Consider the following 22,217-nt stretch of genomic DNA (forward strand, 5'->3'; position numbering starts at 1 on the left):
TTTGAACGCCATGACGCTCCCTCCCGACGCAATGCGCATAGACAAATGGCTCTGGTGCGCCCGTTTCTACAAGACGCGCAGCCTGGCCGTTCAGGAAATGGACAAAGGCCGGGTCAAGGTCAACGGCACGCCGGCCAAGCCGGCGCGCGAAATCCATGCGGGCGACACCGTCGCGCTGCTGCAGGCCGGCACGGCGCGCACCGTGGTGGTGCGGGCGCTCAGCGCGATGCGCGGCCCCGCGCCGGTGGCGCAGCAACTCTACGAGGAAACGGCCGAAAGCCTGCTGGCGCGCACCCAGGCGGCCGAGGCCCGGCGCCTGGCGCCCGAGCCCGCCGATGCCCTGCGCCATGGCCGCCCCACCAAGCGCGACCGGCGCACGCTGGACGACGCCCGGCACGGCAGCTGGGGCGACCGCTGGAGTGCGTCGCTGGATGGCGACTGAAAACGTTCAGCGCCGAAAGAACGCCTCGATCCAGTCAAACTGCCGCGGCACATTGAGCGCCGGCGCATGGCCACAACCGGGCACCTCGATGACCTGCAGCAGGCCGCGCGCGCCGGGGCCGCGCTGGCGCATGGCGGTGATGGTCTCGGGCAGCACCAGATCCGAATCCACACCGCGCAGGCACAACACCGGAATTTGCAGACCGTCCCAAGCCGCCCACTGGTCGTAGTCGTGCTCGTGCACGACGAACTGGCGCACCATCGCCGGATCGTAGTGCGGCGTGACGCGCCCGTCGGGCAGGCGGCGCGTGGAGCTTTCCGTCAGGCGCCGCCACTGCACCTCCGACAGCCAGCCGTAGGGCGCGTAAACCTGCCGGAAAAACGCCTCCAGCCCGCTCACGGTATCAAAGGCTGGCGGCTGGCCCGCGTAGGCGCGGATGCGCGCGATGGCGGCCGGGTTGAGCACCGGTGCAATGTCATTGAGCGCCAGATGGGTGATGCGCCCCGCCAGCGCCCCGGCCGCCGCCGCCAGGCCGATCGCGCCGCCCATCGAGGTGCCGATCCAGCGCACCTGCTTGAGCCGCAGCTGGTCCAGCAGCTCCTGCGCCAGCCGGACGTAGAACGCCAGGCAGTACTCCTCGTCGGGCGCCTTGCTCCACTGGCTCAGGCCGCGGCCCAGCGTGTCGGGGCAGACCACGCGAAAGCCCTGGCCGGCCAGATATTCGGCCAGATCGTCCATGTCGCGCCCGGTGCGCGCCAGGCCATGCCAGGCGATGACGGCGGGGGCATCGGCACTGCCCCAGTCCATGTAGTGGATTTCGTAGCCGGCGCAGGTGGCGTAACGTGAAGCGAAGGACATAGACAATCTAAGAATCAGGCATGACCGGCCCATGGAAACGCCCGGGCCAGGTTCGCACGACGGCCGCCGCCCGTGCGCAACCCTGGCGCGGATGGATTCCCCGAGACCGACGGAGCCCACGCGGGGCGGTCATTTCCGGGGCCCGGCGGGTTCGCGCACGAACCTCAGCGCGGCACGGCGATGGACGTACCCGCGTAGCCGATCCGGTCAGCCGCGGCCGGCGTGGCCACGAACGGCGGCACATTCGCTGCGGTGATCGTGTTCGCCGCGCCAGGCATGCCCCCGCGCGGCGTGGCGCGCACCACCTGGCTGTCGGGCAGGGCGGCGCCCTTCTTCAGGTGATCCCACATCGCGTTCATCGCCTGATTGAAGTACGGATGCAGCGGCACGAAGCGCGTGTCGAAGCCCGAGAACGGCAGGAACGCGTCGAAATGCTGGCCATTCATCACCTCGATGTAGCGCAGCTTGCTCGAAGCGCCTTCGATGGTGCGATTGAGCGCGGTATAGGCGCGTGCGTTGTCGTTCACCGGCACCAGCGCATCACTGCGGCCCGCCACGATGATGGCTGGCTTGCCGCGCAGGTTGGCCGTGTGCAGCACCTCGGCGATACCGGCGCGCACCCGGTCACTGTCGCTCTTGGTGGGTGTGCTGGTGGCCGTGAGCACGTCACCCGTCACCGGATCCCTGCCGGTCACCAGCGCGTGCTGGCACAGCGCGTTATCGAGCCCAAAGTCGAACCTGAGCGTGGACGGCGAAACCGCGAACTGCCATGCCTTGGCGCCGCCCACCGAGTCGTTGTAGATCACCGTGGCCGGCGTGCCATTGGCCGTGCCATTGGCCGTGGCGAAGCTCTGCGCCAGCGCGGCGGGCGCGGCAGCCACCACGTTGCCGGTGAGGGGGTTGACCGCGGCGAAGCTGGTGTTGCACAGATTGGCGTCGGCGGCAAAGCGGCCGTAGGCCATGGTGTACATGGCCGAAAGGATGGGCCCGTTGCCCAGCGCGTAGTGGGCGTTGTGCATGGTGTCGTTGTATTCCGTCCAGCCGTAGGCGTGCAGCTTGGCCAGCGCATCGGCGGCGCGTTCGGCGGTGGTGGCGCCGCTCACCAATCCCTTGTCGGCCAGGCTGTCGCAGCGGAACCCGGCGAGCGCCGCCGTGCCGGTCAGGCCGAGGTAGTTGTAGACCGAGATTTCGCTCAGCGCCGCGTTGGCCGCCAGCGCCGCGCAAGGCTGATAGATGTTGCCGTAGGTGGTGTATTCGGCCAGGGTCTTGCCGTAGCCGGCAACCGCCGCGCCATCGAACTGGATGCCGTAGCCGCCGGCAGTGGGCATTTCGGTCACCGGCTCGGAGGCCACCACGCCGTCGATGAGGCCATCGCCGTCCTGCTCGGCGGCGCGCAGCGAGGCCGCGCCACCGTTGGAGGCGGAGCCCGCGATCACCAGCGTATTGCCCGCAGTGAAGGGCACGGGATCGTCGGCCGTGCCGTAGCGGGCGTTGAGCACGTACAACGCATAGCGGCCCGCGGCCAGGGTATCGGTGCCCCAGTCCCTCTCGGGGTTCTGCTGCGAATGCGCGTGCTTGATGGCGATGCGGTTGGGGAAGGCCGTGTTGTAGGCGGTGCGCGCCGCATCGCTCAAGGCGGTGAAGAAGCTCAAGGCCCCGGCTGCGCCGCGCGCGGCGCGTGTGCCGTCGATCTTGTTTACCGTGTCGTCGGAGAGATTGTGCAGACCCACGCCCTTGCCGGCATCGGTCAGCGCCACGGCGCAGCCTTTCTTCAGGCCCCATTCGCCCGCCGTGCCGATGGCGCCGTAGACGCCGCGCGAACCCGACGAGGCGCCGATCACGATGCAGGGGCTGCTGGCGCTGAAGCTGTCGGGCACCTGCACGGCGATCACGGTCTGCTTGCGCTTGGAGCCATCGTCGAGCACGGCGACGTACTCGATGCCGGGGATCAGGCCTTCATCGGCCGTGGCATGTCCGTCGAGCGTCACATTGGGGCCGTAAAGCGAGCCGTAGCCGCCACCCGGCGTGTAGTCGAGGATGCCCCGGTAGTTGGAGAAGATGGCATTGCGCCGCAACTCGGCGACCGAGGGACTCGCCGGGTCGGCATAAGCCGGCGCGGCGGCGGCGCCCAGGCCAGTCTTGCCGATACCGCCCGTGAGCAGGTCCTGCGCGGCGGCCGTGGCACCCGTGCCTGCCGTGGTGGCGCGATAGTCCGTGGACCCCATCTCGGTGATGCCGGCGGGCAGATCATTCGTCGGCTTGGAGGAACCACCGCCGCAGGCAGCCAGCGCTGCGATGGCCAGGGCCGTGGCGGCCCAGCGCGTCGTCACTCGTTCATTCGTTCGCATGTCGTCTCCTTAGAAAAGGTATGGTTGTCATCACACAAGGGAAAGCGAAAGCAGGTTTTCAGCCCCGGATCCGGGCGCGCAGCCGCCCCACCACACCGGTGGGGAAGTAATAGACCGAGAGCACGAACAGCAGGCCCAGCCAGAGCAGCCAGCGGTCGGGCGAAAGCAGCGCGGAAAGCCAGGGCAGCGCGTTCACCGCGTCGCTGGCGAGGCGCAGCAGATCCTGCAGATAGCTTTGCGCGACCATGAACAGCACCGCGCCTATGGCCGCGCCGTAGATCGTGCCCATGCCGCCGATCACCACGATAAGCAGCACGTCCATCATGATCTCGAACGACAGCGAAGTGTCCGGCCCGTTGTAGCGCAGCCAGAGCGCCAGCATGCAGCCTGCCAGCGTGGCGAACAGGGCAGAAATGACGCTGGAGAGCGTGCGGTAGACCACCACGCGGTAGCCTATGGCCTCGGCGCGGAATTCGTTCTCGCGGATCGCCTGCAGCACGTGCCCGAACGGCGAATTGACCACGCGCAGCATCGCCAGGATCAGCACCACCGCCGCCACGAACAACAGGTAGTAGCAGAAGATCTTGCCGTCGATGTCCACACCCAGGAAGGGATTGTCGAAGGGCTCGAAGCTGGGCGAAAGCACTTCGGGAATCTTGAAACTCAGGCCGTCCTCGCCGCCGGTGAAATCCGACAGCTGCGAGGCCAGCGTCTGAAACGCCGCCGCCACCGCCAGCGTGATCATGGCGAAGAAGATCGCCCGCACGCGCAGCGAAAACAGGCCGACGACAAGCGACAGCACCAGCGAGACCGCCAGCGCCCCGAGCACGCCCACCGCCAGTGCCGTCCAGGTGGGCCCCATGCGCGTGGTGGCGATCGCAATGCCGTAGGCGCCGATGCCGAAGAACATGGTGTGCGCGAAGCTCACGATGCCGGTGTAGCCCAGCAGCAGGTCAAAGCTGGCCACCAGCACGACGAACACCAGCACCTTGGCCGCGACGTTGAGCGCCTTTACGCCCGGAAAGATGAAGGGGGCGCACAGCAGACCCAGCAGGATGAGCACCAGGATGGCGGTGAGCGCGCGGTTGCGCGGCAAATCACCCGAGAAGATGCGATGCAGCATGTCTGTTGCCTCCGCCTACCGGTGGGTGACCGCGTACACGCCGCTCGGGCGCCACAGCAGGATGGCGACCATCAGCAGGATGTTGGAAAACAGCGCCACCTTGGGCACGAGGAAGCCGGTGTAATTGGCCATCAGCCCGACCAGCAGCGCGCCGATCAGGGCGCCACCGGTGCTGCCCAGCCCGCCGATGATGATGACGATGAAGATCAGGATGTTGACCTGCCCGCCCATCTGCGGCACCACGTTCTGCTGGTACAAGCCCCACATCACGCCGCCCAGGCCGGCGAGCGCGCTGCCGGCGACGAACACGCCGACGAACAGGCGCCGGATGCGGTAGCCCAGCGCCTCCACCATCTCGCGGTCCTGCACGCCGGCGCGGATCAAGAGGCCCACCTTGGTGCGCGCCAGCACCCACACCAGCATGGCAAACACCACCAGGCCGACGACGACGGCGATCAGCCGGTATTTCTCGATCGCCGCATCGCCCACCAGCAGCGAGCCGCGCATGCCCATGGGCAGCGGCAGCGGAATCTGCTGCGGGCCCCAGATCACCTTGATGAGTTCCTCGCCGATGATCATGCCGCCCATGGTGATGAGGATCTGCTTGAGATGGTTGCCGTACACCGGGCGCACCAGCCAGCGCTCGAACGCCACGCCGACGGCGCCTGCCACCAGCATGGCGACGGCCATCGCCGGCAGCACCGCCACCAGGTTGCGCCAGAGCTCGCCCGAGCCCGTCCAATCGCCCATCAGCCCGAGCACGCTGGTGGCGACGAAGGCGCCCAGCGCGATGAACACGCCGTGGCCGAAATTGAGCACGTCCATCAGGCCGAAGATCAGCGTGAGGCCCGAGGCAATGATGAAGATGATCATCCCCATCGCCAGCCCCGCCACGGTGAGCGTGAGCCAGGTGGAGCCCGAGCCGATGAAGGGCAGCACCAGCAGCGCCAGCAGGGGCACCAAGGCCAGCGGTTTCCAGTCGGTATCACGCATGCGCATACATAGCCCTTTCTGCATGCATGGCTTCCTGCTCCTTCCCCCTCTGGGGGAAGGCGGGGATGGGGGCTGGTGTGTCTTGCCGGGCTGCCCGGGAAGAAGCCAGCGCTCCAGGCCCCCACCCCTGCCCTCCCCCAGAGGGGGAGGGAGCCAGCTGATACGCCGTCATAAAGCCAGCCCCAGCAGCGACCGCTGCAATGCCTCGTCCTGCGCCAGCGCGGCCATGGCGCCCGCATGCACCACGCGGCCGTTGTCCATCACGGCGACGCTGTCGCCCAGGCGGCGAGCGAAGTTCAGGTTCTGCTCCACCAGCAGGATGGTCACGCCGCTTTGCTTGAGCTGGTCGAACGCGGCGATCATGTTGTTGATGATGGCGGGCGCCAGGCCCTTGCTGGGTTCATCGACGATGAGCAGATCGCGTGGCTCGACGATGGCGCGTGCCACGGCCACCATCTGCTTCTGCCCGCCCGAGAGCTTGCCCGCCGGGTGGTGCCAGAATTTTTCCACCGCCGGGAACATGCCGAAGATCCATTGCAGGCGCTGGCTGTCCATCGCCGCCGCGTTGCGCGCGCCGCGCGCGGCCAGCAGCAGGTTTTCCTGCACCGTCAGATCGGCAAAGATGCCCATGTTCTCGGGCACGTAGGCGATGTTCAATTGCGCGATGCGCGGCGTATCGAGCCGCGTGATGTCCTGCCCGGCAAAGCGGATGCTGCCCTGCGAGGCCTGCCACAGGCCCATGATGGTGCGCAGCGTCGTCGTCTTGCCCGCGCCGTTGCGCCCCAGCAGCAGCGTGACCGCGCCGCGCGGCACGGCCATATCCACGCCATGCAGGATGTGGTAGGCGCCGATGTGGGTGTGCACACCGGCGAGTTCCAGAAGGTTTGCGCTCATGCCGCCTCCTTCTCGTCGCTCACGCCCAGGTACGCCTGCTGCACCACGGGCGAGGCAATCACCTCGGCCGGCTCGCCATCGGCCACCAGGGTGCCATTGGTCAGCACGATGATGCGGTCGGCCAGTTCGCGCACCACGTCCATCTTGTGCTCGACCAGCAGGATGGTCTTGCTGCGGTCTTTCTTGAGCTCGCGGATCAGGTTCAGGATCACCGGCGCCTCGTCGTGGCTCATGCCGGCGGTGGGCTCGTCGAACATATAGACGCTGGGCTCCAGCGCCATCAGCAGCGCCACTTCCAGCTTGCGCTGGTCGCCATGCGGCAGACTGGCGGCTGCGTCCGCGCGCCGCTCCCACAGCGCCACGCCGCGCAGAATTTCCTCGGCGCGTTCAGTGAGTTGACGGTGGTCGCTCCAGATGCTCCACAGGTTCATGCCGCGGCGGTGGCTGCCGCCGCGCATGGCCTGCACCGCCAGGCGCACGTTCTCCAGCACCGGCAGGTTGGGAAACAGGTTGGTGAGCTGAAACGCCCGACCCAGCCCGGCCCGCGCGCGCTCCGATGGCGCCAGGCCGCTCAGATCCCGCCCATCCAGATGCACGCTGCCCGCGCTGGCCTTGAGCTGGCCCGAGATCAGGTTGAAGTAGGTCGTCTTGCCGGCGCCGTTGGGCCCGACGATGGCCGTGAGCGTGCCCGGTGCAAAACGGCACGACACCGCATTGACGGCCACATGGCCGCCAAAGCGGATGGTGAGGTCACGGGTTTCGAGCATGGTGCGATGGAACGAAGCAACTCCTTCCCCCTCTGGGGGAAGGTGGGGATGGGGGCTTTCACCCGTTGGAAATTTCCTGGCGGAGGCACGCCAACAGTCGGCCCCCACCCCGCCCTCCCCCAGAGGGGGAGGGAGAAAGACGCATCAGCGCTTGTTGCGGATCGGGATATGCATCTCTTCAGGCTTGATTTCATGCACCAGCTCGGGTACGCCCCAGGGGAAGGCCGGGTCGTTCTTGATGCGGAAGTGGTACATGCTCTGCATCGCCTGGTGGTCTTCCTTGCGGAAGGTCATCAAACCCTTGGGCGTCTCGAAGCTCATGCCTTCCATGGTCTTGATGAGCTTGTTGGTGTTGGTGTCGCCGCCGGTCTTCCTGAGCGCCGTCACGATGGCCATCGCGGCGGAAAAACCACCGGCGGTGAAGAAGTCCGGCGGGGATTTGAATTCCTTGTAGTGCATCGCCACCAGCGCATCGTTCACCGGGTTCTTCGGGATGCCGAAGTAGTAGTAGGTGGCGCCTTCCATGCCGGGGAAATTCTTGTAGGCCGCCATCGCCGGCAGGATGTTGCCGCCGCTGAAGACCTCGATGCCGTAGCGCTTCTTCAGGTCCGCCGCCGCCAGCGCGTTGAAGGGCGGCGTGCCGCCGGCCCAGATCACCTCGACGGCCTTGCGCCCCGGCTTGTCCTTGAGCGCGTCGATCAGGCGCTGAATGCCGGCGGTGAAGTCGGTCGTGGTCTGCGGCAGGTATTCCTCGTGCACGATCCTGGCGTGCTTGAGCGCGTCCTTGAAGGCCTTCACGCCATCGCGCCCGAAGGCGTAATCCTGCGCCAGCGTGGCGACCGAGACGCCATCCCTGTCCATCGCCGCCGCGTTGGCGATGGCGTCCTGGCTGGAATTGCGGCCGGTGCGGAAGATGTACTTGTTCCACTTGTCGCCGGTGATCGCGTCGGCCACGGCCGGCTCCACCAGCAGAATCTTCTTGTATTCCTCGGCCACCGGCAGCATGGCCAGCGCCACGCCGGAGCTGGTGGGGCCGACGGCCAGATCGGCCTTGTCGTCGGCGTAGGCCGTGGCCAGCAGGCTCTTGCCCAGATCGGGCTTGCCCTGGTCGTCCTTCTCGATCAGGACGATCTTCCTGCCGTCGATCTCCATCGTGCCGCCGGTGGCGTATTGAAACCCCATCATCAGGCCGGTCTGCGTCTGCTTGCCATAGGCTTCGAGCAAGCCGGTCTTGCTGTAGACATGCGCGATGCGGATTTCGCCGGCCTTGGCGAAGACCGGCAGGCTGGCAGCGGACAGCGCAGCCAGAGTAAGCAGGGAGCGACGTTGCATGAGGAATGCCTCCGTTTTTCAAAGATGCCTCGTTCACTGCACAAGCCGTGCCAGCATCCTCACCTGCGGTTTTGCAGAAATTTCAGCTGATTTTGTCTGGTTGCAAGGCAATGATTTGCCTGATTTTCAGATTGAAGTTTGTTTTTCAGACATCACGGCCATGCGATCGTAGAGCGTGGCGCGTGAGATACCGAGCTGGCGCGCCACCGCCACCTTGTTGCCGCGATGGACCAGAAGCGATGCCGCGATCGCGCGCTGCTCCAGCTCGGCCACCTGCTCGGCCAGCGGGCGCAGCAGGCCGGCGTCCCCCTGCAGCGACGGCCGGGCGCCGACCACGACGCCCGGCGCCCGCGGCTCCATGCCCGATTCGCGCAGCACCGCCGCCAGCTGCGCCGCATCGATCGCCGCCGAATCGCTGCGCAGCACCGCCTGCTCCAGCACGTTGCGCAGCTCGCGGATGTTGCCGCGCCAGGCCTGGGCCGCCAGCAGCGCGGCGGCATCGGGCAGCAGCTCGGGCTGCACGCTGGCGCTCCTCTGCGCCAGGTCTTCGCCCAGCACCTCCACCAGCGCGGGGATGTCGCCCTGCCGCTCGCGCAGCGGCGGCACGCGGATCGGCAGCACGTTGAGGCGGTAGTACAGGTCTTCGCGGAACTTGCCCTCGCGCACCAGCGCCGCCAGATCGCGGCTGGTGGCGGCGATGATGCGCACGTCCACCGGAATCAGCCGGTTGCTGCCCAGCGGCTCGATCTCGCCCTCCTGCAGCGCGCGCAGCAGCTTGGATTGCAGCGCCAGCGGCATGTCGCCGATTTCATCGAGGAACAGCGTGCCGCCATCGGCCAGCTTGAACTTGCCCTCGCGCCCCTTGCGGTCGGCGCCGGTGAAGGCGCCCGCCACGAAGCCGAAGAACTCGGCCTCCAGCAGCGTATCGGGCACGGCCGCGATGTTCACGCTGACCAGGGCCTGCCCCGCGCGCGGCGAGGCGGCGTGGATGCCATGCGCCAGCAGTTCCTTGCCGGTGCCGGTCTCGCCCAGCAGCAGCACCGGGCTGCTGGAGAGCGCCGCGCGCCGCGCCCGGCGCTTGACCTCCACCGCCGCGCTGCTGCTGCCCACGAAGCTCGCCAGCGTGTACTTGGCGCGGCGCCCGCCCGCCACCTGCGCGCTGCGCTGCGTGGCGAGTTCGCGGCGGGCGTCTTCCAGCTCCTGCTGCAGCCGTGCGAATTTGGCGATCAGCGGCTGCAGCGTGGTTTCGGGCTGGTCGAACAGCACCATGCCGATGCCGCCGATCACCGCGCCATCGTCCGCCAGCAGCGGCAGGCGGCTCACGACGAAGGTGCCGGCGCGGTTGGTCAGCAGGTCGATCAGCTCCGGCTTGCCGGTTTCCAGCACGCGGCGCATCTGCGTGTTGGGGATCACCTCCTCCACCATGTGGCCGACGAAATCCTCCACCGTATCAAGCCCCAGCGCCGGCAGAAAGCGCCGGTAGCCTTCGTTGACCCAGACGATGCGCCCGCTCATGTCCATGATGAACATGCCCTCGCTCAGGCTGGAGAAAAGCTGGAACATCGAGCGCACCGCCAGATCCAGGATGCCCTCCGGGTCCTGCGGCAGCGCGGTGGTATCGGGAGCGATGATCGGCATGGGGCAATGGTAGCGGTTGAAAGCCGCACAATCGCCGCATCCCCACTCTGCGTTCCGCCCGTGCTCTACCCTGCCCTCAAACTCGCCCACCTGCTGTCCATCATCGCCTGGGTGGGCGGCATGGCGTTTGCCCATTTCTTTCTGCGCCCCGCCGTGCAGGCGCTGGAGCCGCCGCAGCGCCTCACGCTGATGCGCGACGTGCTCCAGCGCTTTCTCGGCGCCATGGCGCTGGCCGTGGCCATCGTGCTGGCCAGCGGCATCGCACTCATCGGCCTTGCGCACATGGACGCCGCGCAGGCGCTGGCCATGCCGCCGGCCTGGACCTTCATGGCCATCCTCGGGCTGGTGATGGTGGCGATCTTCGCGGGCATCTGGCTGCGCCTGTTCCCGCGCCTGAACCAGGCGGTCAACGCGCGCCAGTGGCCGCAGGCGGCCGCGGCGCTGGCGCCCATCCGCCACTGGGTCGGCGTGAACCTCACGCTGGGCGTGGTGATCGTGGCGGTGGTGCTGCTCTGGTAGCGCGGCCGGGTCAGCCGCACCGCGGCGGCTCGCCCCAGGCCAGCGCCGCCTCCAGCACCGGCCTGGCCCAGCCCGGCGTCCGCGCCAGCCGGGCGGCATCCTCCGCCGCGGGCCACACCAGCCGGCCGTGCCGCAGCACCGCCACCGGCACGGGGTCGGGCACCGCCTCGCCCGGCAGCGCCGCGGCGCTGTTGTCGAACAGGCGCGCCTCGGCCAGGCAGGGCAGCAGTGCGATCAGGTGCGCGATGGAGCTGCTCCAGCGCTCGCGGATCTTGGCCTCGGGGATGGCGTGGCCGCCAGCGGCAACCCGCTGGCGCACGCGCGCCAGGTGCAGATCCGGCGTGGCCAGGCCGCAAAACCACACCAGCACCTCGTGCGTGCGGCTGGCGGCGCGCAGCCGCGCGGCGACGCTGGAGCCGCCCAGCGTGGTTTCCAGCGCATGGCTGCGCCCCTGGGCCACGGCTTCATCCAGCCGGCGCATGCCCTCGGTCCAGGCGGCGGCGTTGGCCTGCACCGGGTCCGCCATCCCGGCGGCGCGCAGTGCGCGGGCATAGGTATCGGGGTTGAACCAGGCCAGGCCGGCGCGGCTCAGCAGATGCCCGCCAATGGAGCTTTTGCCCGCCCCGTTCACCCCCGCCAGCACGTAGATGACGGGGCGTGAATTTTGCATCAAAACCGGCTCCAGCGCTTTTGCATAAAGCGCAAGCAGCTATCGAAAAAAGAGTTCTCAGTACCCCTGCCCGGCGCGTACCTGGCCGGCCAGCGACGGGGCCTGCGCCAGCACGCCGCGCAGGCGGTCCGCAGCATCGGGCGCGTGCAGGCTTTGCAGGCGCTCGTCAAACCGCTGGCGCAGCGCCTGCAGCGCATCCTGCGGCGCGGCGCGCGCGGCATCCGCCGCCTGCTGCAGGCGCTGGTATTCGGCCATGGAGAGGATCACGGCCTCGGGCCGCTCGTGGTTGGTGACCAGCACCGCGCCGCCCTGCCCCACCATGCGCATCACGCCGCGCCAGCCCAGCTTTTTCACGTCCGACGCCGGGGCGCGCGGCAGGCCCGCGAAATCCGCGGGCAGGGTGGCAACGGCTGCTGTCATGGTGAAACTCCGTAGGGTGTGCGTTCAATATACCCTATTTGGGTATTTTTCCCTTTTCCTCGACCTCTCAGGCCAGCAGGCCGGCCAGCCGCTGGCGGATCAGGTCTTGCGCCTCGGCCATGGTGCGGTCGATCAGCGCCTGCACCGTCGGCACGTCGCGGATCAGCCCCGCCACCATGCCGCAGCTGAACGCGCCCGCGTCCATCTCGCCCTTTTCCATGATGCGCGGATAGACGCCGGCCACCTCTTGGATGATGTCCTGGAAGCTGATCGCGCTGCCCAGCTCCTTCTCCTTGGCCAGCAGGCGCTCCACCGCGGCGTTGTTGAGCACGCGCTCGGTGTTGCGCAGCGGGCGCATCACCAGCCGCGTGTCGAGCTCGCTCGCGGCGACGATGGCCTGCTTCACGTTCTCGTGCACCGGCGCCTCCTGCGTGGCGATGAAGCGCGTGCCCATGTTGATGCCGTCCGCGCCCAGCGCGAGCGCCGCCACCAGAGAGCGCCCATCGGCCATGCCGCCCGAGGCGACGAAGGGGATCTTCAGCTCCTCGGCCGCGCGCGGCAGCAGGATGAAGTTGGGCACGTCGTCCTCGCCCGGGTGGCCGCCGCACTCGAAGCCATCGACGCTGATCGCATCGCAGCCAATCGATTCCGCCTTGAGCGCGTGGCACACCGAGGTGCATTTGTGGATCACCTTGATGCCGTGCTCGTGCAGCAGCGGCATCCACTTCTGCGGGTTGTTGCCGGCGGTCTCGACGATCTTCACCCCGCCCTCGACGATGGCGCGGATGTAGCCCGGGTAATCGGGCGCGTTCACGATCGGCAGAAAGGTCAGGTTCACGCCAAAGGGCTTGTCCGTCAGCGCGCGGCAGCGGGCGATCTCCCGGGCCAGCAGCTCGGGCGTCTTCTGCGTCAGGCCGGTGATGATGCCCAGGCCGCCCGCATTCGATACCGCCGCCGCCAGCTCGGCAAAGCCGACGTAGTGCATGCCGCCCTGGATGATGGGGTGCTGGATGCCAAAGAGTTCGGTGATGCGGGTCTTCATGCGCTGTTTTCCTGTCGTGGTTGGGGGTGGTGTGCGGCATTGTCGCCGCCACGCTCAAGGCGCGCGCTGCGTGCCGGCAAAATTCAGCACCGCCAGCGCCGCCGCGATCAGCGCGATGCCCAGCCATTCAACGGCGGAAGGACTCTCGCCCAGCAGCGCCCAGGCAAACAGCACGCTGCAGACGGGCACCGCCAGGCTGGTCAGCCCGGCCACGCTGGCGGCCACGCACTGCACCACCACGGCCCACGCCACCCAGGCGATGCTGGAAGCCAGAAAGCCGGCATACAGCAGCGCGCCCACATAGCCCGCCGTCCAGTGGATGCCGCGCTCGGGCACCAGCAGGGCCACGGCCACCAGGGCCACGGTACCCACCAGCATCTGCCAGGCGGTCAGGCGCAGCGGCGTCACATCCGGGTACTTCTGGAACATCCGCTTGGCCAGCACCGCCGAGACCGCCCACATCAGGCCGGAAGCCAGCGCCAGCGCGATGCTGCGCGCCGCGCCCAGCGGCTGCCACGGCTCCACCACCAGCACGAAGCCGACGGCCGCCGCCGCGATGCACAGCCAGCGCGTGCGCCCCGGCCGCTCGCCCAGCCACCACCATGCCAGCGGCACGATCCAGAACGGCATCGAATACGTCAGGACGGCCATCTTTCCGGCGCCGCCGGACACCAGCGACATCTGCACCAGCAGCTGAAAGCCCGCGGTCTGCGTCAGCCCCACGCCCAGCGTCGGCAGCCAGGGCGTCGGGCGCAGCGGCCGGCGCAGCAGCGCCAGCAGGGCAAACAGCCCCGCCGTGCCCAGCACATAGCGCAGCGCGCTGAAAGCGAACGGCCCGCCGTCGCGCAGCGCGAGCTTCATCACCACCCAGTTCAGGCTCCAGATGGCGGTGAGCACGAGAATGCCCAGCAGGGCGACCTTGTCGGTGGATGGTGTCTTCATTGCAGTTATCCATGGCGCTGCACGCCACCCACATCGCATGAAACAGGCGACGGTGTTACTCCCTCCCCCTCTGGGGGAGGTCGGGGGTGGGGGCGTGCGGCGACGCAATCGGCGCGGCGTCCATGCCGTGTCTTGGTTCCATTTCAGGTGGAATGTAGAACCTTGGCGCCAAGTCTGCCGGCACCGCACTTATCTACCATATTGATAGCTGCCAGCGCTTGCTGGCAAAGCGCTGGAGCCCTAAATGGCTTGAAACTCCGGCAGCAGCGCGCGCCAGCGCTGCACGTCTTCCAGCGTGCGAAAGCGGCCGAAGGCGCGCTCGTCCTGCTCGCGCACGATGGGGAAGGTGGAGAGCACGTAGTCCACCTCCGCGCCACTGAGCCCGTAGAGCCAGAAGAACAGCGCATCGAGCGCGGCCAGGCGCTCACGGCGCTCCTCCTCGTTCCAGGCGATGGGCGGCAGCACCATGCCCCGCGCATCCACATAGCCCATGTCGCGCGCGAACGGCGCCAGGTCGTGCGCGGTGTAGGACAGCGCCAGCACCTGCGGGGCGACGAAGTCGGCGATGCTCGGCTCGGCGTGGTGGCCGTTCATCAGGCCGGCGGCGCGGGCGGCGGTGGTGAAGGCGGCGGGGAGCGGGTCGTTGAAGCGGGAAGCCGATATGACGGCAGTCTGCTCGATGATGAACCAGTTCAGGTTCTGCCCTTGCACCTTCTGTCGAAGCACAAAGTCGTAGGCCAATGAGCAGATATTTGCCAGCAGAAGCGGCGCAGTTGTGGCGTAACTACCCAGCCCGTCATCGCTGGGAAGCAACATCGCCATGCTGTTGCCAACGCCGCTGGCTGGAATCAACGCCGCAATCATGGTGCGCATGTTGCTCGGCGCTGTGACCGATTTGTAGGCAATACACCAAGTACCGCCCCACGTTGTGCTGACGTCGCTTTTAGCCACCCAGTATTGGGCTGTCGGGTAGCGCTCTGGACTCTCTTTTTCAGAGCTACCAACGCTTGCCTGTTGGGCGGCGCGCTTCAAATTGGCTGTATTCACCACCACATCCGCCGCACGGTGGTCAAACATCTGCACCATCTTGCCTTCGTACAGCGGCAGCGCCTCTTCACCCCCCTTGCGCCAGCGGTTCAGCGGCGCGCGCTGCCAGCCGTGCTGCTGCAATTCCCCGGGCTTCATGAACTTGCCCGAGTCGTTGGTCATGTCAAACATGCGTGCGTACTTCACCGGCCACGCGCGCTGCTCGCCGTCCGCCGCATGGCGCACCAGCACCGGATGCTGGCGGTAGATGCGGGTGGTGATGTCCGCGTCGCGCCGGGTGCGGAAGATGGGCGCGGCGCCAGTGTTGGGGTTCACCAGCGCAAAGTCATGAGCGCTCAGCACCAGCACCTCGCCCGTCGCCTCGCGCGCCTCCAACTCGTCCAGGCTGTGTAGAAAGAAGGCGCACAGGGTCTGGTCAAAGCGCCGCTCGGGGCCGCCGAACACCAGCGTGCAGAACTTGAAGCTGGCGTGCACGTCGGGAAAGAACACCTTGCGGTTCTCGAAGTCGTACAGCGCGCCCAGCCGCCCATGCGTGGCAATGCCACTGAAGAATGCCGCAGCGCCCTTGTCCGCCGCGATGCCGCTGGGCGTGAGCAGTGCCACCAGGCCGCCGGGTTTGGCCAGGGTTTGCGCGCGCTCGACGAACAGGCTGTAGAGGTTGACATCGCCGCCGCCCAGCAGCGGGTAGTCGCCCGCCTTGGCCAGCACGCGAGCGTTGGCCTCGGCGCGCTGCACCGCCTCGGCGTATTCGACGGCCAGCGGCGCGTTGGCCTTTTGCAGCGCGGCAATCTGGGCCTTGCGGTCGGCGGCGCGCGGCTGGGTGGCAATCGCCGCGTCGCGCTCGGCAAACCACTCCACCTCCTGCAGCTTGATGCGGTCCCACGGCGGGTTGCCCAGCACCACGTCAAAGCCCCCTGCCCCGTTCACGTCAAACACCGTGGGAAACTGCGTCCACCAGTGAAAGAAGCGCTCGCGCCGCGCCAATTCGGCGCAGGCGCGCATCAGGTCTGCCGCCTCGGCCGCGCCCGGTTCGCGCTGTTCCAGCCGCCCAGCGCTCAGGGTCTCCACCAGATTGCGCCCCGGCGCCAGCAGCGCGGCCAGCGCGGCGCGCGTGGCCTCGTCGCCCAGCTTGGCCAATTTGGTGGGTTTGTCCACCGGCCAGCCCGGCAGCAGCCAGCGCAGCGCGCGCCAGAAGTCCAGCAGGCGGTGCAGCGGCGCGGTGCGCGCCTCGGCCTCTTCTGCCAAGGCGGCGGATTGGCGCGCCTCGGCAATGTCCACGTCGGTCAGGTCCGCCACCTGCGCCAGGCCTTGCGCGGCCAGCGCCAGGCGGTCTATGGCGCCCGCGTCAAACAGCGTGCCCAGCGCCGCCAGGCCGCGCCGCACGGGGCCCAAAGGTTCGCCGTGCAGGCTGTCGCCGCACTTGAGGTGGTGGTCCAGAAACGAGAGCGGTGCGCCCACGGTGAAGGTATGCAGCCACAGAGAGGTCTTGGCCAGCTCCACCGCCATGGCGTTCTTGTCCACGCCGAACACGCATTTCTTGAGCACCATGCGGCGCACGATGTGGCGGTCGTCGAGCTGCTCGTCCGTCACCGCCCAGCCGTGGGCGCTGGCCTGCGCGCGGATTTCGCGCCGGATGGCGGCGATGCGGCTGGCGATGGGGCTCTCCCACGCGCGGCCGCGCTCGGCCAGGTGCGCGGCCCAGGGCTGGGCGTTGACCAGGTCGCTGGCACGGCTGGCGGCTTCGAGCACGCGGTCGGCCAGGTCATCGACCAGCGTCACCAGAAAATGCCCGCTGCCCATGGCCGGATCGCAGATGGTGAGCTCCAGAATCTGCGTCGCCGGGTCGATCGCGTCGCGCTGGCCCGCGCCGGGCGTGCCGTCCAGCTTGTCCCAGAGCGGCGGCGTCAGGCTGGCGCGGCTCTTCCAGCCATCCAGCGCCTTTTCAAACGCCGCCATGCGCTCGGCCGCCAGGCGCCCGACCGATTCGCGCAGCACCAGCCGCACCAGGTCGTGGTGGGTGTAGTAGCTGCCCGAGACCTTGCGCGCAAAGCTCGCGGGGCGGGCGGCGACGCGGTCGATCTCGGGCTTGTCGCGGTAGTCGTCCTGCGCCTGCACCTCGTGCACCAGCTTGTATTCGAGCAGGCGCTCGTAGATGCCGCCCAGGTGGCTCACCGAAAGATCGCGGTAGTTGATCCAGCCCTTCAAGACCTCTTCGGTGCGGCGCGAGAGCGCGTCGATGATGGGGGCCATGACCTTGTCGGGCACCGTGGAGCGCTCCAGCAGCGGCGCGCGGGCGCGCTTGAACAGGCCGCCGTTGTAGGCGGGCACGCCTATGCCGTCGTCGCCCTCGTCGATCAGCCGGAAAGCGCCCTGCAGATCAAGCCAGATGCGGCCCACGGTGCTGGACCACTTGGCGCCCGCATCCATCTTGTCGCGCACCTCTTCGCGGATGCGGCGCACGCTGTAATCCTGGTAGCGCGCGTCGTGCACCGGCAGCAGGCGCCGGTCTTCGGCGTAGAACAGGAACAGCAGGCGGTAGAGCAGCACGAGCGTCGCCTCGCGCACCTCGTCCAGATAGACCTCGTCGAACTGCGGGCGGGTATAGACGCCGTAGCCGACGGTATGCGTGCGCTGTTGCAGATCACCGCGCGCCAGCGCATCGGCCAGTTGCGGAAACACCTCGCCAAACACGCGCGCGCCCAGGTCTTGCGAGACGCGCTCTTCGTACAGCCGCGCCTCGTTCAGCGCATAGGCATGCAGCGTGCGCCCTGCCGCGTCCCATTCCTGCGGCAGAAAGGCGGCGCGGCCAAAGAACAGCGCGAACAGGCGCAGCAGGTGCGCGGGCGGCGGGTCGTCCAGCTCGCGCTGAAAGCCGGGCAAGCCGAGCGCGCGGGCCAGCGGGATTTCAAAGAACTCTTCGGAGCGCGAGCGCGCATCCTGCCAGTACAGGCGCCAGACGCTGCCGTTGGTGAGCACGCCCCATTTCACCGCGCGCTCGCCCACCACGTCGGCGCGGCTCAGGTAGCGCAGCATCTGCGAGCTGGGCGTGTCCGGGTCGGCCAGGTCGGTGGCGTCGCCGCGGTCCAGCGGGCGCGTCCAGCGCTTGGCTTCCAGCAGCGCCAGGCCGTGGCGGTAGCGGCGGTCGTCCTTGGTTTCGGCCAGCGCCTCGGCCTTGCGCGCGGCGTCGGCGAACAGCAGCCAGTCGGGCACGTCTTCGCGGCGCTTTACCGACAGGTTGACCTGCGGCAGGCTGGCATCGCCCCAGCCCAGCAGCGCGAGGATGGGGGCGATGATTTCGGATTCGGTCTGCGCCTCGTTGAGCACCGAGGCGATGTCGCGCCCGGCGAAGATGGCGGCAAGGCCCTGCTCGAACGCCGCCAGCGATTCATCGCCCAGCGCCTGCCAGGCGGGCGTTTCGAGCACGCCGCGCTGCAGAAAATCCTGGGTGAAAAGCTGGCCTTGCATGTTTGGGTCTTGGGGGGTGGCGGCAGTGTAAGCGCCCCCCCGCGCTTGAAGGATGCGGGAGCGGCCTCAGCCGCGAATGGCTTCATTCGCGGCTGAGGCCGCTCCCACAAAGGCAAGCGTGCGCCGCCATGACGGGGGCGGGATCGGCGCAGAAAAAAGCGGAGGGGCTGCAACAGCCACTCCGCTTTTTATTTGATAGCTTCCAGCGCTTGATGGATAAGCGTTACAGCCCTATTTTGCCTGAAAAATCACGCCGGTGCCGTGGTGCGAATCAGATGATCAAAAGCGCCCAAAGCCGCCGTGGAGCCTGCGCCCGCCGCTATCACGATCTGCTTGAACGGTACGGTGGTGCAGTCTCCGGCGGCGAACACGCCAGGCACGCTGGTCTGACCGCGCGCATCGACGACGATCTCGCCCATCTTGTTCAGCTCCACCGTGCCCTTGAGCCAGTCGGTGTTGGGCAGCAGGCCGATCTGCACGAAGATGCCTTCGCCGTCCAGGCGCTTTTCATCGCCACTGGCGCGGTCCTTGTACGCCAGCGCGTTGACCTTGCTGCCGTCGCCCAGCACCTCGGTGGTCTGCGCGTTCAGGATGACCTCGGCGTTGGGCAGGCTCTTGAGCTTTTTCTGCAGCACGGCGTCGGCCTTCAATTCGGGCATGAATTCCAGCACCGTCACATGCTCGACCACGCCGGCGAGGTCGATCGCCGCCTCGATGCCGGAGTTGCCGCCGCCGATCACCGCCACGCGCTTGCCCTTGAAGAGCGGGCCGTCGCAGCTCGGGCAGTAGGCCACGCCCTTGGTGCGGTACTGGTCTTCGCCGGGCACGTTCATGCTGCGCCAGCGCGCGCCGGTGGCCAGCACCACGGATTTCGCCTTGAGCACACCGCCGTTTTCCAGCTCCACCTCGATCAACCCTCCCGCAGTAGCGGCAGGCGTGAGCGCCTTGACCCGCTGCAGGTTCATCACATCGACCTCGTAGTCATTGACGTGCTGCAGCAGCGCGCTGGCGAATTTCGGGCCGTCGGTGTGCGGCACCGAGGGGTAGTTGTCGATGTCCAGCGTGTCGTTCACCTGCCCGCCAAAGCGCTCGGCCACCACGCCGGTGCGTATGCCCTTGCGCGCCGCGTACACCGCCGCTGCCGCACCGGCGGGGCCGCCGCCGATGATGAGCATGTCGAACGCCGGCTTGGCCGAGAGCTTCTCGGCATCGCGCCTGGCCGCGCCGGTATCGAGCTTGGCGATGAACTGCTTGAGCTCCATGTGGCCGGCGTGGAACATCGCGCCGTTCAGGTAGACCGCGGGCACGGCCATGATCTCGCGCGCTTCGACTTCGCTCTGGAACGCGCCGCCCTCGATCACCGTGGTCTTGACCTTGGGATTGAGGATGGCCATCAGCGACAGCGCCTGCACCACGTCCGGGCAGTTGTGGCAGGTCAGGCTCATGTAAACCTCGAAGTTGAAGTCGCCATCGAGCTGCTTCACCTGCTCCAGCACATCCGCCTCTTCCTTGGGCGGATGGCCGCCGGTCCACAGCAGCGCCAGCACCAGCGAGGTGAATTCATGGCCCAAAGGCAGGCCGGCAAAGCGCAGGCTGCTATCGGAACCAGTGCGCTGCAGCGTGAACGAGGGCTTGCGCGCGTCCTGGCCATCCAGGCGCAGCGTGATCTTGTCCGCGCGCAGGCCCTGGATGGTGGTGAGCAGCTCGCGCATCTGCGCGGAGGTTTCGGAATCGTCCAGGGAAGCCACCATCTCGAACGGCAGCTGAACGCGCTCCAGATACGCCGCGAGTTGGGTCTTGAGTTGATCGTCGAGGATGGACATGGACTTCTCCTGTTTGCTATACGAAAAATGGGCGAAAAAAAGCCGGACGGCAAAGCGCCTGCGCGCTCTGCATCGGTCCGGCCGCAGATCCGTGAGGGCTTAGATCTTGCCGACGAGGTCCAGCGACGGGGTCAGCGTCTTGGCGCCTTCCTTCCACTTGGCCGGGCAGACCTGGTCCGGGTGGGCGGCGGTGAACTGCGCGGCCTTGAGCTTGCGCAGCGTCTCGCTCACGTCACGGGCGATTTCGTTGGAATGCACTTCCATGGTCTTGATCACGCCATCGGGGTTGATCACGAAGGTGCCGCGCAGCGCCAGGCCTTCCTCGGGGATGTGCACGCCGAAGGCGTTGGTCAGCTGGTGCGTCGGGTCGCCGACCAGCGGGAACTTGGCCTTGCCCACGGCATCCGACGTTTCGTGCCACACCTTGTGCGAGAAATGCGTGTCGGTGGTGACGGCGTAGACCTCGGCACCGGCCTTCTCGAACTGGCTGTAGTACTCGGCGGCGTCTTCGATTTCCGTCGGGCAGTTGAAGGTGAAGGCGGCCGGCATGAAGATCAGCACCGACCACTTGCCCTTGAGGGACTGCTCGGTCACCTCGATGAATTCGCCCTTGCCGCCGCGGTTGACGTAGGCATTGGCCTTGAAGGGCTGGACTTGGGTGTTGATGAGCGACATATTTACTCCTTGGTGGTTGAACTAAGTACAAACCCTAGTATAGTGTTTAATACTTATTTGTCTAGTTTGTATAATCAATCAACATAATAGGAAATATGAATAATGGCACGCATCCGCCGTGCAAAAGACTTTTGACCCCCTGGCTTGCGAGCCACCGCTCACACGCCCACAATCGCCGCATCCGCAGCACTCACAAGGAGCACCCATGAAAGGTGACGCACAAGTCATTTCCTATCTGCAAGCGCAGCTCAAGAACGAACTGACGGCCATCAACCAGTATTTCCTGCACTACCGCATGCTCAAGCACTGGGGGTTCGACCGCTTGGCCAAGAAGGAGCATGAGGAATCCATCGGCGAGATGAAGCACGCCGACCTGCTGATGGACCGCATCCTGATGCTGGACGGCCTGCCCAACCTGCAGGACCTGGGCAAGCTGCAGGTGGGCGAGGACGTGCCCGAAATCCTGCAATGCGATCTGCGCCTGGAGCGCGCCGCGCAGGCCACCGTCAAGGAGGGCATGGCGCACTGCGAAAGCGTGCGCGACTACGTCTCGCGCGACCTGCTGGGCGTGATCCTGGAAGACACCGAGGAGCACATCGACTTCCTCGAAACGCAAATCGAGGTGCTGGCCAAGGTCGGCGTGCAGAACTACCTGCAGTCGCAGATGGGCGAGCTGTCCTGACAGGCACGCTACGGGGCAAACAGGCGGGCTCAGGCCCGCTTTTTTGTGCTTGCGCGGACAGCCGTGTAGGGCAATTTCCTACACCGCGCGCCGGCAAATCCGACAGCAGCTACCGACACGCGCCGACTTATTTTTCGAATGGGCGACTTTCACAATGCATTTCATCGGATCACGCAGATCCTGCACTGAAAGGCACGCACCATGACGAACGAACAGATGCTCTCGGAAATCCGCGAAGCCAACCTGACCTATCTGATGCTGGCGCAGAACCTGATCCGCCAGGACAAGGCCGAAGCGGTGTTCCGCCTGGGTCTGAACGAGGACGCGGCCGACATCCTGGTGGCGCTTTCCACCGCGCAGGTGCTCAAGCTCGCATCGCGCAACACCCTGCTGTGCAGCTTCCGCGTCGATGACGAACTGGTGTGGAGTTTGCTGACCAGCCACAAGGCGCCGACCAAGGCCGGCAACGAAGCCACCAACACGCTGCACGCCAACATCCTGATGGCCAGCCGCGTGGCCGAAGTGATCTGACGAACG

The 22,217-nt window shown here is 67.1% G+C and carries 19 protein-coding genes; 4 read left to right on the forward strand and 15 right to left on the reverse strand.

What is annotated here, in order from left to right; genetic code table 11:
• Window positions 1–10: 10 nt before the first annotated feature.
• Window positions 11–442 carry an RNA-binding S4 domain-containing protein gene (locus tag K320_RS0106680; protein WP_024538061.1) on the forward strand — a complete coding sequence of 144 codons (432 nt, stop codon included), beginning with the start codon at window positions 11–13 and terminating at the stop codon, window positions 440–442.
• A gap of 6 nt (window positions 443–448) precedes the next feature.
• On the opposite strand, the gene K320_RS0106685 is transcribed toward K320_RS0106680, so the two are convergent.
• The 8 genes from K320_RS0106685 to K320_RS0106720 form a co-directional block, all read right to left on the reverse strand.
• Entirely contained in the window at window positions 449–1,300 is an 852-nt protein-coding gene (locus tag K320_RS0106685) for an alpha/beta fold hydrolase (RefSeq protein ID WP_024538062.1), read from the reverse strand.
• Window positions 1,301–1,464: 164 nt separating this feature from the next.
• Window positions 1,465–3,648: a 3-hydroxybutyrate oligomer hydrolase family protein gene (locus tag K320_RS0106690; protein ID WP_024538063.1), complete on the reverse strand. Its 2,184-nt coding sequence runs from the start codon at window positions 3,646–3,648 to the stop codon at window positions 1,465–1,467.
• Between the two features lie 58 nt (window positions 3,649–3,706).
• Window positions 3,707–4,771, reverse strand: coding sequence for a branched-chain amino acid ABC transporter permease (locus K320_RS0106695; RefSeq protein ID WP_024538064.1), 1,065 nt, complete (start codon window positions 4,769–4,771; stop codon window positions 3,707–3,709).
• A 15-nt stretch (window positions 4,772–4,786) separates the two neighbouring features.
• Entirely contained in the window at window positions 4,787–5,770 is a 984-nt protein-coding gene (locus tag K320_RS0106700) for a branched-chain amino acid ABC transporter permease (protein ID WP_024538065.1), read from the reverse strand.
• A 162-nt stretch (window positions 5,771–5,932) separates the two neighbouring features.
• Window positions 5,933–6,658, reverse strand: a complete 726-nt coding sequence (locus tag K320_RS0106705; protein WP_024538066.1) for an ABC transporter ATP-binding protein — start codon at window positions 6,656–6,658, stop codon at window positions 5,933–5,935.
• Window positions 6,655–7,425: an ABC transporter ATP-binding protein gene (locus tag K320_RS0106710; RefSeq protein WP_024538067.1), complete on the reverse strand. Its 771-nt coding sequence runs from the start codon at window positions 7,423–7,425 to the stop codon at window positions 6,655–6,657. Before K320_RS0106710 ends, K320_RS0106705 begins: the two co-directional genes overlap by 4 nt.
• 144 nt (window positions 7,426–7,569) lie before the next feature.
• Window positions 7,570–8,757, reverse strand: a complete 1,188-nt coding sequence (locus K320_RS0106715) for a substrate-binding domain-containing protein (RefSeq protein WP_024538068.1) — start codon at window positions 8,755–8,757, stop codon at window positions 7,570–7,572.
• Window positions 8,758–8,883: 126 nt separating this feature from the next.
• Window positions 8,884–10,395: a sigma-54 interaction domain-containing protein gene (locus K320_RS0106720; protein WP_024538069.1), complete on the reverse strand. Its 1,512-nt coding sequence runs from the start codon at window positions 10,393–10,395 to the stop codon at window positions 8,884–8,886.
• Between the two features lie 60 nt (window positions 10,396–10,455).
• Between K320_RS0106720 and K320_RS0106725 the strand changes: the two genes are divergently transcribed.
• The gene (locus tag K320_RS0106725; protein ID WP_024538070.1) at window positions 10,456–10,914 is read left to right on the forward strand and encodes a CopD family protein; all 459 of its coding nucleotides are present in this window, start codon (window positions 10,456–10,458) and stop codon (window positions 10,912–10,914) included.
• A gap of 10 nt (window positions 10,915–10,924) precedes the next feature.
• On the opposite strand, the gene K320_RS0106730 is transcribed toward K320_RS0106725, so the two are convergent.
• The 7 genes from K320_RS0106730 to ahpC all read right to left on the reverse strand — a co-directional run bounded on the left by K320_RS0106730 (window position 10,925) and on the right by ahpC (window position 20,998).
• Window positions 10,925–11,584: an AAA family ATPase gene (locus K320_RS0106730; protein ID WP_024538071.1), complete on the reverse strand. Its 660-nt coding sequence runs from the start codon at window positions 11,582–11,584 to the stop codon at window positions 10,925–10,927.
• A 57-nt stretch (window positions 11,585–11,641) separates the two neighbouring features.
• On the reverse strand, window positions 11,642–12,004 hold the full coding sequence (locus K320_RS0106735; protein WP_051384850.1) for a type II toxin-antitoxin system prevent-host-death family antitoxin: 363 nt from the start codon (window positions 12,002–12,004) through the stop codon (window positions 11,642–11,644).
• A 67-nt stretch (window positions 12,005–12,071) separates the two neighbouring features.
• Entirely contained in the window at window positions 12,072–13,046 is a 975-nt protein-coding gene (locus tag K320_RS0106740; protein ID WP_024538073.1) for an NAD(P)H-dependent flavin oxidoreductase, read from the reverse strand.
• 54 nt (window positions 13,047–13,100) lie between these two features.
• Entirely contained in the window at window positions 13,101–13,988 is an 888-nt protein-coding gene (locus K320_RS0106745; RefSeq protein ID WP_024538074.1) for a DMT family transporter, read from the reverse strand.
• A gap of 240 nt (window positions 13,989–14,228) precedes the next feature.
• On the reverse strand, window positions 14,229–18,500 hold the full coding sequence (locus K320_RS0106750; RefSeq protein WP_024538075.1) for an Eco57I restriction-modification methylase domain-containing protein: 4,272 nt from the start codon (window positions 18,498–18,500) through the stop codon (window positions 14,229–14,231).
• Between the two features lie 248 nt (window positions 18,501–18,748).
• A complete protein-coding gene (gene ahpF, locus K320_RS0106755) occupies window positions 18,749–20,317 on the reverse strand; it encodes an alkyl hydroperoxide reductase subunit F (RefSeq protein ID WP_024538076.1) in 1,569 nt (522 codons plus the stop codon).
• Window positions 20,318–20,422: 105 nt separating this feature from the next.
• Window positions 20,423–20,998: an alkyl hydroperoxide reductase subunit C gene (ahpC, locus tag K320_RS0106760; RefSeq protein ID WP_024538077.1), complete on the reverse strand. Its 576-nt coding sequence runs from the start codon at window positions 20,996–20,998 to the stop codon at window positions 20,423–20,425.
• A gap of 205 nt (window positions 20,999–21,203) precedes the next feature.
• On the opposite strand from ahpC, the gene bfr reads away from it, so the two are divergent.
• Together bfr and flhD are read left to right on the forward strand one after the other, a co-directional pair.
• On the forward strand, window positions 21,204–21,680 hold the full coding sequence (bfr, locus tag K320_RS0106765; protein ID WP_024538078.1) for a bacterioferritin: 477 nt from the start codon (window positions 21,204–21,206) through the stop codon (window positions 21,678–21,680).
• Window positions 21,681–21,881: 201 nt separating this feature from the next.
• Window positions 21,882–22,211: a flagellar transcriptional regulator FlhD gene (gene flhD / locus K320_RS0106770; RefSeq protein WP_024538079.1), complete on the forward strand. Its 330-nt coding sequence runs from the start codon at window positions 21,882–21,884 to the stop codon at window positions 22,209–22,211.
• The last annotated feature ends 6 nt before the right edge of the window (window positions 22,212–22,217 follow it).

The sequence above is a fragment of the Comamonas badia DSM 17552 genome (assembly GCF_000484635.1).
GTDB classification, from domain to species: domain Bacteria; phylum Pseudomonadota; class Gammaproteobacteria; order Burkholderiales; family Burkholderiaceae_C; genus Comamonas_C; species Comamonas_C badia.